The organism is Burkholderia sp. AU30198 (assembly GCF_020419825.1).
Classification (GTDB): domain Bacteria; phylum Pseudomonadota; class Gammaproteobacteria; order Burkholderiales; family Burkholderiaceae; genus Burkholderia.
This window is the reverse complement of the sequence record NZ_JAIZSA010000001.1, coordinates 34,954-50,252: the sequence shown is the minus strand read 5'-3', so window position 1 is coordinate 50,252 and position 15,299 is coordinate 34,954. Positions and strand designations below refer to the sequence as shown.

The 15,299-nt window shown below is 67.6% G+C and carries 13 protein-coding genes; 2 read left to right on the top strand and 11 right to left on the bottom strand.

What is annotated here, in order from left to right:
- Positions 1-9: 9 nt before the first annotated feature.
- The 6 genes from LGN19_RS00205 to LGN19_RS00180 form a co-directional block, all read right to left on the bottom strand.
- On the bottom strand, positions 10-942 hold the full coding sequence (locus LGN19_RS00205) for a LysR family transcriptional regulator (protein ID WP_226212786.1): 933 nt from the start codon (positions 940-942) through the stop codon (positions 10-12).
- An 85-nt stretch (positions 943-1,027) separates the two neighbouring features.
- On the bottom strand, positions 1,028-2,446 hold the full coding sequence (locus LGN19_RS00200; protein WP_174960836.1) for an MFS transporter: 1,419 nt from the start codon (positions 2,444-2,446) through the stop codon (positions 1,028-1,030).
- 221 nt (positions 2,447-2,667) lie between these two features.
- On the bottom strand, positions 2,668-3,504 hold the full coding sequence (locus tag LGN19_RS00195) for an ABC transporter permease (protein ID WP_122949202.1): 837 nt from the start codon (positions 3,502-3,504) through the stop codon (positions 2,668-2,670).
- A 37-nt stretch (positions 3,505-3,541) separates the two neighbouring features.
- Entirely contained in the window at positions 3,542-4,798 is a 1,257-nt protein-coding gene (locus LGN19_RS00190) for an ABC transporter permease (RefSeq protein WP_174960885.1), read from the bottom strand.
- Between the two features lie 102 nt (positions 4,799-4,900).
- Positions 4,901-5,947 (bottom strand): ABC transporter substrate-binding protein, encoded by a 1,047-nt coding sequence (locus LGN19_RS00185; protein WP_175222888.1) that lies wholly within the window; start codon positions 5,945-5,947, stop codon positions 4,901-4,903.
- A gap of 77 nt (positions 5,948-6,024) precedes the next feature.
- A complete protein-coding gene (locus tag LGN19_RS00180) occupies positions 6,025-7,131 on the bottom strand; it encodes an ABC transporter ATP-binding protein (RefSeq protein WP_226212785.1) in 1,107 nt (368 codons plus the stop codon).
- Positions 7,132-7,239: 108 nt separating this feature from the next.
- Here LGN19_RS00180 and LGN19_RS00175 point away from each other — a divergent pair, with 108 nt between their 5' ends.
- Positions 7,240-8,763, top strand: a complete 1,524-nt coding sequence (locus tag LGN19_RS00175; protein WP_226212784.1) for a PLP-dependent aminotransferase family protein — start codon at positions 7,240-7,242, stop codon at positions 8,761-8,763.
- A gap of 36 nt (positions 8,764-8,799) precedes the next feature.
- Here the strand turns inward: LGN19_RS00175 and LGN19_RS00170 are convergent, their stop codons facing one another.
- The 5 genes from LGN19_RS00170 to LGN19_RS00150 form a co-directional block, all read right to left on the bottom strand.
- Complete coding sequence (locus LGN19_RS00170) at positions 8,800-9,834, bottom strand: lipase secretion chaperone (protein WP_226212783.1); 1,035 nt, start codon at positions 9,832-9,834, stop codon at positions 8,800-8,802.
- Between the two features lie 3 nt (positions 9,835-9,837).
- Complete coding sequence (locus LGN19_RS00165) at positions 9,838-10,932, bottom strand: esterase/lipase family protein (protein WP_122949196.1); 1,095 nt, start codon at positions 10,930-10,932, stop codon at positions 9,838-9,840.
- Positions 10,933-11,160: 228 nt separating this feature from the next.
- A complete protein-coding gene (locus LGN19_RS00160) occupies positions 11,161-13,293 on the bottom strand; it encodes a TonB-dependent copper receptor (RefSeq protein WP_226212782.1) in 2,133 nt (710 codons plus the stop codon).
- 81 nt (positions 13,294-13,374) lie between these two features.
- The gene (locus LGN19_RS00155) at positions 13,375-13,743 is read right to left on the bottom strand and encodes a DUF2946 domain-containing protein (protein WP_226212781.1); all 369 of its coding nucleotides are present in this window, start codon (positions 13,741-13,743) and stop codon (positions 13,375-13,377) included.
- A 154-nt stretch (positions 13,744-13,897) separates the two neighbouring features.
- The gene (locus LGN19_RS00150; RefSeq protein ID WP_089453395.1) at positions 13,898-14,434 is read right to left on the bottom strand and encodes a cytochrome b; all 537 of its coding nucleotides are present in this window, start codon (positions 14,432-14,434) and stop codon (positions 13,898-13,900) included.
- 225 nt (positions 14,435-14,659) lie between these two features.
- On the opposite strand from LGN19_RS00150, the gene LGN19_RS00145 reads away from it, so the two are divergent.
- Positions 14,660-15,298, top strand: coding sequence for a Pr6Pr family membrane protein (locus LGN19_RS00145; RefSeq protein WP_226212780.1), 639 nt, complete (start codon positions 14,660-14,662; stop codon positions 15,296-15,298).
- Position 15,299: the final 1 nt, after the last annotated feature.

Below are 15,299 nucleotides of genomic sequence, written 5' to 3'. Positions count from 1 at the left end.
CGACGGCGTTCAGCCCGCCGCGCGCTGTGCGCCGGGCAACCGCATCGGCCTCGCCGCCTCGCGAATCCTCTCCCTCAGCCAGATCTGCGCGGGAACGCCGTCGTGGCGCCGGTGCCAGTACATCGACCACTGGAAACCCGCTGACTCGAACGGCAGCGCCTTGAGCACCAGCCCGTCTTCCGCGAAACGTTCGGCCAGGCGCGCGGACATCACCGCGACCATCGACGAATGGCGCAACAGATGCGGCACGACCAGCCAGTGCGGGACATTGAGCACCACGTTCCGGGCGCGGCGCATTCCGGCGAGCGTGGCATCGACGTAACGCCCGTCGGTCGCACTGATGGACACCTTGAGATGCGGCAGGGAAAGGAACAGGTCGAGCGTCAACTCTTCAGCGGCACACGGATGGTCCCGCGCCATCACGCAGACCATGCGGTCGTCGAACAGCGGTGTCGCCTGCACCGCGCCCGCATGCTCCAGATCCATGCTGACCGCGACGTCGACGTCGTCGGCATCGAGCGCGGTCACGGTCTGCCCCGGCGACAGGTGCACCACGTCGAGCGTCACGCCGGGCGCCTGCTGTTCGAGCTGCGCGAGCAATGACGGCATCAGCAGATATTCGAGCACGTCGGACATCCTCAGCCGGAAGTGCCGGGTCGTCGTTGCCGGATCGAACGCGCCATCCGACTCGAGGAGCCGCTCTGCCTGGCGAAGCAGTTGTCTCAGTGGCGCTTCCAGTTCCAGCGCACGCGGCGTCGGCTCCATGCCCGTTGCATTGCGTATCAGCAACTCGTCGCGCATCAGCATCCGCAAACGCCCCAGCGCGCTGCTCATCGCCGACTGACTCAACCCCACCTTCGTCGCGGCACGCGTCACATGCTTCTCGGTCAGCAACGCATCGAGTGCGACCAACAGATTCAGATCAACGCTGCGCAAATTCATATGTGCTCGCGAATTCGACGTGAAATGCTACGTTGCACCCGACCGTGCGCTCGGTCAATCACGCCGGCCTGCCGCGCGCCACCGGCTACTCCGTCGCGCGCTTGCTTACGCGCGTCGACGCGGCCGGCACGCCGGCCCGATGCGACGGTGCAAAGAGCCGCAACCCGCTCGCGACGCTCGCGGCCCCGGCGAAGCCGGCACCGAGCATCAGCGCGAGCGTCGGCCCATGGCGCCCCGCGATGCCGAACGACAGCGCGACGAGCGCCGCGCCCGTCGCCTGCCCGATCAGCCGTGCGGTCGCGATGATCCCGCTCGCGCCGCCGCTGCGCTCGGGCGGTGCGCTCGACATCAGCGCCTTCAGGTTCGGCGACTGGAAGAAGCCGAAGCCGGCGCCGCACAGCATCATCCGCCAGCCGATGTCGACGACGCTCGGCGCCGCCGGCAACGCGGCGAGCGACACCATGCCCGCGCTCAGCAATGCAAGACCGATCGCGCCGAGCAGGCCCGGCGGATAGCGATCCGACAACCGGCCCGCGATCGGCGCGGCGAGCGCGACGATCACCGACCACGGCGTCATCAGGAACCCTGTTTCGACCGCGTCGCGATGCAGGACGGTTTCGAAATAGAACGGCAGCGACACGAACGCGAGCCCCTGCGCGGCGAACGCGCACACGGCGGTCAGCGCGGACAGCGTGAACACCGGCCGGCGAAACAGGTCGACCGGCAGCATCGGTGCCGGGTGCCCGGCCTGGCGGCGGATCAGCAGCCAGCCGAATGCGAGTGCGACCGCGGCCGCCGCGAACACGACGGAAAGCGGCCCGCGCTGCGCGAACTCGCCGAGCGCGAAGATCAGCGACGCGAACGTGATCACGTTGAACAAGGCAGCGACCGGATCGAACGCATGCTTGCCGCGCGCTGTCTGCGGCAGCGACGGAATCGCCACTGCGAGCGCGAACACACCGAGCGGCACGTTCACCGCAAACAGCCACGGCCACGCGGCGACCGACAGGATCAGCGATGCGATGGTGGGCCCCACCGCAAACGACACGCCGACCACGAGCGCGTTGAAGCCGACGCCGCGCCCGAGCCGGTGCGCGGGGAACAGCCCGCGGATCAGCGCGACGTTGACGCTCATGATCGCGCTCGCGCCGAAGCCCTGCACGATCCGCGCGGCCGTCAGCGTCGGCAGCGTCGATGCGAGCGAACAGCCGAGCGACGCGAGCGTGAACACCGCGAGCCCGGCGATATACACGCGCTTGTGGCCGACGATGTCGCCGAGCGACGCGAACGGCAACAGCGTCGCAACCATCGCGAGCTGGTAGGCGTTGATGATCCACACGGACGCGGCCGGCGACGCATGCAGGTCGGTGGCGATCGCGGGCAGCGCGGTATTCGCGATCGCGGTGTCGAGGGTCGCGAGCGCGACGGCCAGCAGCACCGCGGACATCGCACGCCAGTTGACGGCCGGCTCATGCGCGCCGGCGGGGGAAGCGAATTCGGACAAGATGAGGCTCGGCTGACGAGCGACGCGTTGCGCCGCGTCGCGGATTGGACTCGCGGCGGCGTTCCGGTCGCACCGCACGGAACGCGCGCCGCCGCGCCCCGTATTGTTGCAGAGCCGCATCGAACGTGCAGGCGGCTGCCTCGTCAGTCAGCGAAATGAAAGAAAGCGCGTTGCCGTGCAGGACGCGCGGCCACGCTGGCGCAGCAGGCGGGCCAGCCGGGTCAGCTCACCGCGCGCCGCGCATTGCGACCGCGCAACCATTCGAGCGCCAGCAGCAGGCTCGTCGAGAAGAGGATCAGGATCGTTGCGAGCGCAGCGATCGTCGGGCTGATGTTCTCGCGGATACCGGTGAACATCTGGCGCGGCAGCGTCGTCTGGTCCGCACCCGCGAGGAACAGCGTGACGACGACTTCGTCGAACGACGTCGCGAACGCGAACAATGCGCCCGACATCACGCCCGGCGCAATGACCGGCAGCGTCACACGGAAGAACGTCGACACCGGATTCGCGCCCAGCGACAGGCTGGCGCGCACGAGGTTCTGGTTGAAGCCCTGCAGCGTCGCGGCAACCGTCGTCACGACGAACGGCACGCCGAGCGCCGCGTGCGCGGCGATCAACCCCGTGTAGGTGTTCGCGAGCCCGAGCGGCGCGAAGAACAGGTACATGCCGACGCCGACCACGACCACCGGCACGATCATCGGCGACAGCAGCACGGCCATCAGCAGCCCCTTGCCGCGGAAGTCCGCCTTCGTGAGGCCGATCGCGGCGAGCGTGCCGAGCACCGTCGCGACGACGGTCGCCGACGGCGCGACGATGAAGCTGTTCTTCGCGGCCATCCGCCACTCGTCGGACGCGATCAGGTTCTCGTACCAGCGCATCGAGAAGCCCGGGATCGGATAGACGAGGAACGTGCTCGACGAAAACGACAGCGGCACGATCGCGAGCACCGGCAGGATCAGGTACAGCAGTGTCAGCACGACGAGCACGCGCAGCGCGACGTACCACGCGCGCTCGACGAACGACATGTGTGGCGCGAACAGCGGCCTGGCGAGTTTCATGGTCGGATTCCCCTTCCCGTTTCGTTGTGCGCTGCGTTCAGCCGAGGCTCACGTTCGTGCGCGTGAAGCGCCCGTACACCGCGTACAGCACGAGCGTCGCCGCGAGCAGCAGCCCGCCGAGCGCGCACGCCATGCCCCAGTTGATCGTCACGTTCGTGAAGTACGCAACGTAGTAGCTGACCATCTGGTCGTTCGGCCCGCCGAGCAGCGCGGGCGTGATGTAGTAGCCGATCGCGAGGATGAACACGAGCAGCGCGCCCGCGCCGACGCCCGGATAAGTCTGCGGCACGTACACGCGCCAGAACGCGGCGAACGGGTGGCTGCCGAGCGACACGGCCGCGCGCTGGTAGGTCGGCGGGATCGACTTCATCACGCTGTACAGCGGCAGGATCATGAACGGCAGCAGGATGTGCGTCATCGAGATGTACACGCCGACGCGGTTGAACAGCAGCGTCAGCGGATGCGAGATCAGCCCGCTGCCGATCAGCGCGGTGTTGATGAGCCCTTCGCTCTGCAGCAGCACGATCCACGCGGCGACGCGCACGAGCACCGACGTCCAGAACGGAATCAGCACGAGGATCATCACGAGGTTCGCGCGACGCTCCGACAGCGTCGAGATCCAGTACGCGAGCGGATAGCCGAGCAGCAGCGCGAACAGCGTGACGGCAACGCCGATCACGAACGTGCGGCCGAAGATCGCGAGATAGATCGACTGGTCGGGGTCGGCCTGCACGATGTGGCCGAAGCCGTCCTGCTTGTGGTCGAGCGCGGCGAGCAGGTAGAACGGCGACACCTGGCTGCCGTTCTTCGCGATCGACTGCCAGTACGCGACGTCGCCCCAGCGCGCGTCGAGCTCGACGATTTTCTCGCGCGTCTGGGCGGGCGTCAGCGCCGCGTCGTTGTCGCCCTTCAGCGGCATCGCGCGCGCCGTCTTCGCGACGAGCGAGCGATAGCCGGGAATCTCGGTGTTCAGGCGCCGCGCGAGCGCACCCATCGCCTCGCTGTCGGCCACCTTCGTCATGTCGGCCGCGAGCGCGACATATGCGGCGTCGGCCGGCGGTGCCTTGCGGTCCCAGCCCGACAGCGCGGCGATCGTGTTCGGCAACGCGGTCGCGATCTCCGGGTTCTGCACCGCGCGCGTGAGCAGCGTGCCGATCGGCACGACGAAAATCAGCAGCAGGAATATCGCGAGCGGCGCGACCAGCAGCAGCGCCATCGTGCGCTTGCGGGCTTCGGCGGCCTTCAGCTCGCGCTTGAGCGCGGCCGCCGACGGCGAGGAAGGCGCGATCGTCATCGTATTCAACGGTTCTCTCCGGCCGGGCATGATCCAGCGGAAGGCCGCGCGACACGATCGACGTGCCGCGCGGCCGGTTGCTTCAGGACACCTGAACGGCAGTTACTTCGTCGCCCATGCGGCGAAACGCTGCTCGAGCTCGTCGCTGTGGTCGGTCCAGAAGCCGATATCTTCCAGCACCGCGGTCTTGCCGTTCGCCGGCGAGTTCGGCAGGTTCGCGAGCGTCTTCGCGTCGAGCGACTTGATCGCCGCGATGTTCGCCGGGCCGTACGCGATGTGCTGCGCATAGCCCTGCTGCGGCTTCGGTGTCAGCGTGTACGCGATGTACTGCTCGGCCAGCGCCTTGTTCGGCGAGCCCTTCGGAATCGCCCAGTAGTCGAGGTCGTAGATGCTGCCGTTCCACACGACCTTCAGGTTCTTGCCTTCCTTCTGCGCGGCGTCGATGCGGCCGTTGTACGCGGTCGACATCACGACATCGCCGGCGACGAGGAACTGCGGCGGCTGCGCGCCCGCTTCCCACCACTGGATGTTCGGCTTCAGCTCGTCGAGCTTCTTGAACGCGCGGTCCTGGCCAGCCTTCGTGCCGAGCACCTTGTAGACGTCCTTCGGCGCGACGCCGTCGGCCATCAGCGCGAACTCGAGGTTATAGCGCGCGCCCTTGCGCATGCCGCGCTTGCCGGGGAATTTCTTCACGTTCCAGAAATCGGCCCAGCCGGTCGGTGCCGATTTCAGCTTGTCCGCGTTGTACGACAGCGCCGTCGACCACACGAAGAAGCCGACGCCGCACACCTGCGGCGATTCCGGAATCAGGTCGGACTTCTTCGCGATCTTCGACCAGTCGAGCTTCTCGTACAGCCCTTCGTCGCAGCCGCGATTCAGGTCGCCCGATTCGACTTCGACCACGTCCCAGTTGACGTGCTTCGCCTCGACCATCGCCTTCACTTTCGCCTGCTCGCCGTTGTATTCGACGGCCGTGACCTTGTTGCCGGTCGCCTTCTCGAACGGCTGGTTGAACGCGGCCTTCTGCGCGTCGCCGTTCGCGCCGCCGAAGTTGACGACCGTGAGTTCGGCAGCCGAAGCCGATGCGCCGACGACGGCGAGCGCCAGTGCCAGCGCGGTACGCCGCGCGGTAAAGCTTGCTCGGTTCATGGTGGTTCCTCTCCTCTCGTGGTGGAAGTGGGCAGTTGTTGTTGACGACGTGCTACGGAAAATCGGGGAAGCCCTGCTCACGCGAACACGCGCAGGTGTTCGGGTGCAAATGCGAGCGCGACCGGTGCGCCGGGCGAGAACGCATCGAGCGCGCCGGTGCCGAGCGGCACCTTCACGAAGCATTCGTCCTGGCCCGGCAGTGCGCAGCGCATGCGCACGTGGTCGCCGAAATAGATGAGGCTGCGCGCCTCGCCGCTCAACTGGTTGGCGGCCGAGCCGTTCGCGTGCCCGTTCGCACCGTGCGCGGCGAGGCTCATGCGTTCGGGGCGGATGCACGCGACGGCGGGCGCGCCCTCGGCCGCGTCGCCGATGCGGCGGCCGACGAGCTTCGTGCCGTCGTCGAGCCGGAATTCGCAGAATTCGCCGTCGACGCGCGCGATGGTGCCGCGCAGCCGGTTGCTGTCGCCGATGAAGTTCGCGACGAATTCGTTGCACGGCGATTCGTACAGGCGGTCGACGGTGTCGAGCTGCTGCACGATGCCCTTGTCGAACACCGCGACGCGATCGGACATCGTCAGCGCCTCGCCCTGGTCGTGCGTCACGTACACGAAGGTCACGCCGAGCTTTTCGTGCAGCGCCTTCAGTTCGTACTGCATGTGTTCGCGCAGCTGCTTGTCGAGCGCACCGAGCGGCTCGTCCATCAGCACCAGCTTCGGCTCGAACACGAGTGCACGCGCCAGCGCGATGCGCTGCTGCTGGCCGCCCGACAGCTGCGCCGGGTAGCGTTTCGCGAAGCGCTCCATCTGCACCATCTTCAGCGCGTGCGCGACGCGTTCCGCGCGCTCGGCCGCCGGCAGCTTGCGCACGGTCAGCGGATACGCGACGTTCTGCTCGACCGTCAGGTGTGGAAACAGCGCGTAGTTCTGGAACACCATGCCGATGTTGCGCTTGTGCGGCGGCACGTTGTTCAGCAGCTCGCCGTCGAGGCGGATCTCGCCGCCCGTCGGGAATTCGAAGCCGGCGAGCATCATCAGGCAGGTCGTCTTGCCTGAGCCCGACGGGCCGAGCAGCGTCAGGAATTCCCCGCGGTGGATATCGAGGTCGAGCGATTTGACGACCAGCGTCTCGCCGTCGTAGGTCTTCCGCACGCCGCGAAAGCTGACGATCACATCATCGGACTTCATCGTGGCTGTCCCCTTGCTTCGCGACAATTGATTTTGAGATGCGAATCACTATACGGCGCGCACGGTTCTACAATAGGGAACCATTTCAATATTCCGCGTGGGACCACTTTGGACACCGTGATCGTCGCCGACTGGCTCTCCGCCCGCCTCGACCGTAGTTCGCCCGAGCCGATGTACCGCCAGTTGCTGCAGTTGATGCAGCAGGCCATCCTGACCGGGGAATTGGGGCCAGGAACCAAGCTACCGAGTTCGCGCACGCTCGCGGCCGACCTGTCGATCGCGCGCAATACCGTGCTGCACGTGTACGACCAGCTGACCGCGGAAGGCTACGTGCTGACGACGACCGGCAGCGGCACCTATGTGGCCGACACGCGGCCGGACGCCGCCGCGATCCACGTGCCAGGCGCCGCGCCGCCGCCGTCGGCCGCCGACGAACCGCCGCTGCCCGATGCGCAGGGCAGCCTGTCGACGCGTGGCCGGCAACTGATCGAGCACGCGGGGGTGTCACGCCGCCAATGGGGCGCGTTCATGCCGGGCGTGCCGGACGTGTCGGAATTCCCGAGCCGGACGTGGAGCCGCCTGCAGGCGCGGTTGTGGAAGGAAGCGAACCCCGAACTGCTGACCTATGCGCCGGGCGGCGGCTACCGGCCGTTGCGGCGCGCGCTCGCCGATTACCTGCGCGTCGCGCGCTCGGTCAAATGCTCGCCGGACCAGGTGATCATCACGACGGGCATCCACCAGTCGATCGATCTCGCGGTGCGGCTGCTGTCCGACATCGGCGATCGCGCATGGGTCGAGGAGCCGTGCTACTGGGGCGTGCGCAGCGTCCTGCAGGCAGCCGGCCTCACCCTGACGCCGGTGCCTGTCGACCAGGAGGGGCTCGACCCGCGCGCCAGCGACATGCAGCATCCGCCGCGGCTCGTGCTCGTCACGCCGTCGCATCAGTACCCGCTCGGGATGGTGATGAGCCTCGCGCGGCGCCGGATGCTGCTCGAATATGCGCGCCAGCATCGCTGCTGGATCATCGAGGACGACTACGACAGCGAATTCCGCTACGGCAGCCGCCCGCTCGCGTCGCTGCAGGGGCTCGACGACGGCGGCCGCGTGATCTACGTCGGCAGCCTCGGCAAGATGCTGTTCCCGGGGCTGCGGATGGGCTACATGGTCGTGCCCGAGCATCTGGTCGACACGTTCCGCACCGGGTTATCGGAGTTGTACCGCGAAGGCCAGCTGATGCAGCAGGCCGTGCTCGCCGAATTCATCATGGACGGCCACCTGACTTCGCACGTCAGGCGGATGCGCACGCTGTACGGCGAGCGCCGGCAACTGATGATCGACGCGATCCGCGCGCGCTTCGGCGACGCGCTGCCCGTGATGGGCGACGAGGCCGGCCTGCATCTCGTGCTCGGCCTGCCCGACGCGTGCGACGATCGCGCGGTCACGCAGAGCGCGTTCGATGCGGGCGTGATCGTGCGCCCGCTCACCAGCTACTACAGCAGCCTCGACACCGCGCAGCGCGGCCTGCTGCTCGGCTATGCGTGCGTCGCGCATGAAGGCATCGTGCCCGCGTTCGACACGCTCGCGAATACCATCGAGCAACACCTGCCGCGGGACCTCACGCGCGCGGCATAGCGGCGGACACGCGCCGTACTGCCCGCGCTTTCCGCATTACCGCGCGCTGCCCGCCCCACGATCGAGCGAGGCCGCGCGCACGGCTTCGCCGGGCTTCGTGAACACGCGCTGCCGCAGCGCGGCGATCTGCGCATCGCGATCCTGCGGCGACAGGCCTGCCGATTCGATCTGCGCACGCTGCGCCGCGTAGTCCGCGTAGCGGCTCTGCCACGACGCGTCGTCCTGCTGCATCTGCGCGACACGCGCGGCCGCTTCGGGGCCGAGCGTCTGGGTCAGTTGCGCGCGCATCGCATCGGGCGTCGCCCCGCTCTTCTGCAATTGCGCGATCTGGTCGATCGCCGCGCGCTGCTGGTCGATGCGCTGCTGCTCGGCGCGTTCGTCGGCCGGCATCTGCTGTTCGAGCGCTGCAAGCCGCTCGGCCTTCTGCGCATCCGTCAGCGTGGGATCCTGCGCGATCTTCAGCCGCGCAAGGTCGTAGCGCTGCCGCCACTGCTCCGCACCGAAGAATGGCTGGCTCCAGTCGCCGAGCGTGCGGTATGCGATCGATGCACGCTGGTCGAGCGCGAGCTGCAGCGCGCCCAGGTCGGACTTCTCGACCGCGCCGGCGTCGCGCAGTTTCGCGAGTGCGTCGAGATACGCGCGATACCGGCGCCACACGTCGAGCGCCTCGGCCTGCGCGAAGGTGCCGTCGAGCTGCGCGGCAATCTCGCGAGCGACGAATGCATCGAGCGCGGCCGCGCTCAGGTCGCTCTGCGCGGTCAGGCAGTAGTCGAAGAAATCGCGCACCGCACGCGACTTCGCGAGATGGCCGCCGGCATCGAGCGGCAACCGGGGTGCGCTGGAGCCTGCCAACGACGGCGGCAGGCCCGCGCTTGCCGGCATCGCGGCCTGCGGCGGTGAAGCTGCCACGCCGCCCACCGCCGCCGCATCCGGAGAATCGCCGGCCGTGCCCGTTCCGCGATGCCAGCCCGCTCCGCTCCACATCGCGACACCGGCAATCGCCGCCAGCCCCACGACACCATAGACCACGGCGCGCCGCGCCAGCGGCGCGCGCCCTTCACGTGCCGTCATCGATTACACGCCCGCCAGCTTCAGCCGGTTCGCATGCGTGCGGATCACCGCGACCGGATCTTCCGCATATGCGCCGCGCACGCCGAGCAGCTGGTTGATCTCGTCGAGGTGGTTCCACTTGTAGCTCGTACTCAGCACCTTGCCGTACAGCGCGCTGCATTTCGACACGACCCCGTCGTTCTGCCCGGAGCCGCGGTTGATCATCACCGTGCCCGTGCCGAGCAGCGCGAGCGTGGACGGATCGAGTGCGTTCGCCGGATCGACGACCGGAATGGTGCTCGTGTCGGTCGCGCCCGTGACGCCGAACAGCGAGAGCGTCGGCTGGATCGCCGTGCCGGCCCACGAGTACAGCAGGTGCGTGTTGCCGCCAACGGTTTCCGTCGGCGCACCGGTCTGGCAACTGCCCGGCGCACCCAGGCCCGCGCTCGGATAGTTCTGGTTGTACGTGGCGGCCCGTGCGGTGGTCAGCGTCTGCAGCGCAGCGAGCGCATCCTGGTTCGTGTTGTTAGTGCTGCTCGTCAGGATTCCGAATACATTGACGAACGCGGCGATCACCGTTGACGAAAGCCCGGTCGGATCGTACGCAAGCACGTTCTGCACGAAGTCGGCGAACTCGGAGCCGCGATGCGGCGTGCCGATCGTCGTCACCGACGCGACAAGATCGGGCGCGACGGCCGCGACATAGCGCGATGTAAGCCCGCCCTGGCTGTGGCCGACGAGATTGACCTTGGTCGCGCCCGTCGCCGCAAGCACCGTCTTCACGTAAGCGAGCAACTGTTCGCCGCGCCCGTTCGGGCCATCATCGCTCTGGAAACCCGACAGATTCGCAACGTAGACAGTCGCGCCGTTCTGTTGCAGGTCTTCCTGGATACCGTACCAATACTCGAGCACGCCGGCGTATTTGTCGGTACCCGTCAGCCCGTGCACGAGGATGATCGGATAGCGCGTCGCCGCGTAGCCATCGGCGGGCGCGGTCGCCGCCATCGCCGCGCGCGTCGTCGCGAGCGTCATCACTGCGGTCGTCCCCGCGAACGGCGCGATGCTCATCGCGCATGCCACTGCCCCTGCCACCACCCTGGAACGCATCGTTCTGGCCATGCATGTTCTCCTGATTATTGTGCTGCCGGTGCGAATGAAGCCGGATCGACACACACTACGCGCCTCGAACGTCGCAACCACCGTGTGCGTCGAATGCGGGAGTGAATCACGACTCGCGAACGTTTGCGCCCTGACTAGATACGGTTCTCTAATCGGTTGACGCGCCCCGCCCGTTCAGGCGGGGCCGCGTTCCTGTGCGCGCATGCTGCAGCGCACACGCGCGATGCGTTACAGCTTCGCGCTCACGCGCACCCACGCGGTCCGGCCCGGCTCCATCACCGGCGAATTCGCCGGATAGCCGAAGCCCGCGTTGCCGGCAAGGTTCAGGTGTTCGGTGTAGGCCTTGTTCAGCACGTTGTCGACGCCGACCGAGATCTGCACGGTCTTGCTGACGTTGTACTGCGTATGCAGCGAGAGCACACCGAATCCGGCGCTCGGGCCGAAGTCCTTGCCGACCACGTTGCCCTCATTCAGTGCATAGCGATGCTGCGGCGCAACGATCCGCCACAGGCCGCCCGCCGACCACGCGCCACGCGTGTACTCGAGCCCGATGCGCGCCTCGAGCGGCGGCATCTGCGGCAGCGGATCGCCGCTTGCCACGTTACGCCCCCACGCATACGCGAGCGATGTCTCGACGCGCAATGGTGCAACCGGTTTCCACGACACGCCCGCTTCGCCGCCCATGATCTGCGCGTTGACGTTGGTCGCCTGCGTGGTCGGGCCCATCATGCCGGCCGCGTAGTTGAACAGGATGAAGTCCTGCACGTAGCCGGCGTAGGCCGACACCCATGCATCGAGCCGGTCGCTCCTGTATTGAGCACCGATGTCGAGCTGCGTGGTCTTCTCCGGCTGCACCGCCGAAAACGCGTTGACCGAACCGGCCGGCCCGCGCGTCGCGGAGAACAGCTCCCAGTAGTCGGGATAGCGCTCCGTATGGCCGACGCCCGCGTACCACGTGACGGGCAGCGATGCGAGATCGCGCTCGTAGCGCACGAAGCCGCTCGGCAGCACGCGCGTGCGATCGTCGTCGAAGGTCGGATTCGGCTTGCTCATCATCATGCCGCTCGTCGTCGAGCGCTTGTCGCGTGCGCTCGCATAGTCGACGCGCGCGCCGCCGATCACGCGCGACACGTCGCTCGCGTACCACGTCAGTTCGCCGAACACGCCCGCGTTCCACATCGTCGCCTGCGCATCCCACGGCTTGTCGCCGTAGTTCTGCCGCCCCATCGCCGAGCGCGAGTCGAGCCGGTTCGATTGCGCATCGACACCCGTCACGAGCTTGAAGTCGTCGGCGAAACGGAACGTCGCGGCCGCGCGTGCGCCGAACGTGCGGCGCCGCACTTCCGACGCCATCCGCATCGGCATGCTGCTGGTCGGGTCCGGTTGCCGCAACGTGTAGTTGTCCATCACGTGGTCGGCTTCGTTGTAGTACACGCGTGCCTCGATCCGGTCGAGCACGTCGCCGAGATGCTTCTTGTCGAACGACAGCCCGAACGTCTCGCGGCGGAAATGCGCGCCGTCCATCCCGCGCCCCGCGTAGCGCGCATAGCCGTCGCCGGTGCCGGCGGTCAGCTCGACGCGTGTGTGGTCGTCCGGCGTCCAGCCCAGCGCGGCATCGGCGTTCCACTTGTCCCACTGCGACGGCACGGTGTTGCCGTTACCGTCCTTGTAGTCCTGCGAATGCGCGTGGTTCGCGGTCACGCGGCCGTAGACGTCCGGTGTGCCGGCCGTCACGTCGAGGTTCTGGTCGTTGCGGCCGAACGACCCGCCGACCAGGCTGCCCTCGAAGCGCATGCCGGGCTTGTCGAAGCGCGGCGTCACGCGCTCGAACATCACGGTGCCGGCCGACGCGCCGGGCCCGTACAACACGGTCTGCGGCCCCTTCACGACCGTGACCTTGTCATAGCTTTCCGGTGCGATATACGACGTCGGCGCATCCATCCGGCCCGGACATGCGCCGAGCGTCGACATCCCGTTCGCCAGGATGTTCAGCCGCGAGCCGAACATCCCGCGCAACACGAGGTCGCCGTTGGTGCCGCCGCTGCGGATCGACGTGAAGCCGGGGATCGTTTTCAGATAATCCGCGCCGTCGCTGGCGGGCAGCGGCTGGCGTGGAGTCTTCGGATCCGTGACGACGACGAGCGGCGTCGTCAGCGGCGATGCGACGACTTCGATGGCCGGCAGCGGCGCGGCCGTATCGTCGGTCGGCGCGCTGGATGCGCGCGCCGTTTCGGCGGCCGCGGCGCTCGCGGCCAATGCGCCGACGGCCAGCGCGGGAACGGTGAGTTTCAGCACGCGCGGGATGCGCCGCGCACCGGCATTGCGTGACGCCCGCGGCGCACGCAACTGGAAAATGGTCATGATCGAAAGCCCGAGTGACGCCCTCCACGCGGCCGCGACGGGCCGCACGGATATCGGCGGTGAAAGAACGGAAACAGCGCGTCAGGCGCGCTCGGGCGGTGCGCGCGGATACGCGCGCGGATAGCGGTCGGCGCGCGCCACGATGGCAGGCGGCGCGACGGCGGAAACGGAAACAGCGGGAACGGAAGCGAGTGCCGCGGCGGCAGGCCCGCCGATCGCGGGGCTGTGCGCGAAGAAGCCGCAGTAGCCGCATGCATCGAGATGCAGCGCATGATCGTGCATGCGGCCCGCATCGGATGACGGATGCGCGCCATGCTCTGCACTGCAGACGATCGCGTCGGGCGTGGCCGCCTGCGCGACGCGCCACTGCGACACCAGCGGCGCCGCGATCGCGAACCAGATCGCGAGCACGCCAAGCCAGGCGGTCAGGTGACGATGTCGGGGCAGCATGCTCGGCAACGAGTAAGCGGAATGTAAAAACAGCCGAGATGTTACAGAATGTTTAACGCGATGACCAGCGCGGATGACGGTAAACGAACCGGGGGCGCATGGTTGTCAACGCAACCATGCGCCCCCGCCTGCCGCGTGCTTCGGCGCGTGCCGTTCAGGGCGCCATGCGCCGCAGCACGTCGTCGCGCCGGATGAAATGATGATAGAGCGCAGCCAGCGCGTGCAGGCCGATCACGAAGTAGAACGCGTTGCCGATCAGCTCGTGCGCTTCCTTGATCGTCGGCCGCAGCGCCTTGTCGGGGCCGAACAGCGTGAACGACAGGCCGAGCCAGTCGAGCGACACCGGCTTGCCGCCCAGGTTGATCATCATGATGCCGAGCAGCGGCTGCGCGATGATGAATACGTAGAGCGCGACATGGGCGAGCTTCGAGAGCCAGCGCAGCAGCGCCGCCTGCGGAATCGCCTCCGGCACGCGGCTGACGGCTCGCCACAGCACGCGCAGCACCGACAGCACGAGCACGAGCGTGCCCGCGGTGAGATGCACGTTCATCCAGAACACCCGGCTGTCGCTGCCTTTCGGCCCGCGGATCTCGATGGCCAGGTAGGCCAGCGCCACCAGCAGGAAGACGGCCCAGTGGAAGAAGATCGCGGGCGAGCTGTAGCGCGTCTGTTTCGCGAGGATGTTTCTCATGCTTCGTCTCGTGTTGTATGCGGGGATGGGCGCATGCGGCAACCGGCCTGCGCCCGGCAAAGCTGCCCCGATTGTAGCCGCACGTGCGCCCGGATTTGCACGACGCGGCGCAAATATCCGACGAATCGCCCACGCGCGTCACGGCAGCGTCATATGGAAAATCCGCATCGCGCGCCAGAACGGCTGTGGCACGATGGAGCTTTGGTGCGACGGCGCGCGGGCATCATGAGCAAGGCGTTCTTCGTTGCGGCCTATCGGCTGACCGCCGCGTTGCTCGCGGTATCCACCACGCTGCACAGTGTCGCCGACTACTGGCACCTGCCGGGCTTTCATCTCGGCAACTACCTCAGCTACTTCACGCAACTGAGCAGCCTCTACGCGGCCGTGATGCTCGCCGCCGGGCTCTGGCGCATCGCGCGCCCCGGCTCGGCCCGCTACGAATCGATGCGCGGCGCCGCGGTGCTGTACGTCCTGATCACCGCGATCGTCTACGAACTCCTGCTCGCTCGGCTCGATGCGCTGCGCCACGTCACGCCGGCGTTCAACAACTGGGTGCTGCACCGGATCGTGCCGCTCGTCATGCTGTGCGACTGGCTGTACGTGGAGCCGCGCTTGCCGATCCGGTGGCGCAGCGCGTTCGCGTGGCTCGGCTTTCCGGTCATCTATCTCGGCTATACGCTCGTGCGCGGCGCGCTGGAGAACTGGTATCCCTATCCGTTCGTCGATCCGCGGCCGCACGGCTACCTGCCGGTCGCGATCCAGTGTTCGCTGATTGCGATCGGCGCGGTGGCGCTCGCACTGGGCATTCGCTGGCTCGGCAATCACGCGAGACCGTCCGGTGCGGTGACGTTCTGGAAAGGATGAA

What these genes read in the sequence shown, in the direction of transcription:
- LGN19_RS00190 (WP_174960885.1), bottom strand. Translation starts at nt 4,798, where the DNA reads ATGACGATCGCGCCTTCCTCGCCGTCGGCGGCCGCGCTCAAGCGCGAG.
- LGN19_RS00180 (WP_226212785.1), bottom strand. Translation starts at nt 7,131, where the DNA reads ATGAAGTCCGATGATGTGATCGTCAGCTTTCGCGGCGTGCGGAAGACC.
- LGN19_RS00205 (WP_226212786.1), bottom strand. Translation starts at nt 942, where the DNA reads ATGAATTTGCGCAGCGTTGATCTGAATCTGTTGGTCGCACTCGATGCG.
- LGN19_RS00170 (WP_226212783.1), bottom strand. Translation starts at nt 9,834, where the DNA reads ATGACGGCACGTGAAGGGCGCGCGCCGCTGGCGCGGCGCGCCGTGGTC.
- LGN19_RS00145 (WP_226212780.1), top strand. Translation starts at nt 14,660, where the DNA reads ATGAGCAAGGCGTTCTTCGTTGCGGCCTATCGGCTGACCGCCGCGTTG.
- LGN19_RS00165 (WP_122949196.1), bottom strand. Translation starts at nt 10,932, where the DNA reads ATGGCCAGAACGATGCGTTCCAGGGTGGTGGCAGGGGCAGTGGCATGC.
- LGN19_RS00155 (WP_226212781.1), bottom strand. Translation starts at nt 13,743, where the DNA reads ATGCTGCCCCGACATCGTCACCTGACCGCCTGGCTTGGCGTGCTCGCG.
- LGN19_RS00160 (WP_226212782.1), bottom strand. Translation starts at nt 13,293, where the DNA reads ATGACCATTTTCCAGTTGCGTGCGCCGCGGGCGTCACGCAATGCCGGT.
- LGN19_RS00185 (WP_175222888.1), bottom strand. Translation starts at nt 5,947, where the DNA reads ATGAACCGAGCAAGCTTTACCGCGCGGCGTACCGCGCTGGCACTGGCG.
- LGN19_RS00195 (WP_122949202.1), bottom strand. Translation starts at nt 3,504, where the DNA reads ATGAAACTCGCCAGGCCGCTGTTCGCGCCACACATGTCGTTCGTCGAG.
- LGN19_RS00150 (WP_089453395.1), bottom strand. Translation starts at nt 14,434, where the DNA reads ATGAGAAACATCCTCGCGAAACAGACGCGCTACAGCTCGCCCGCGATC.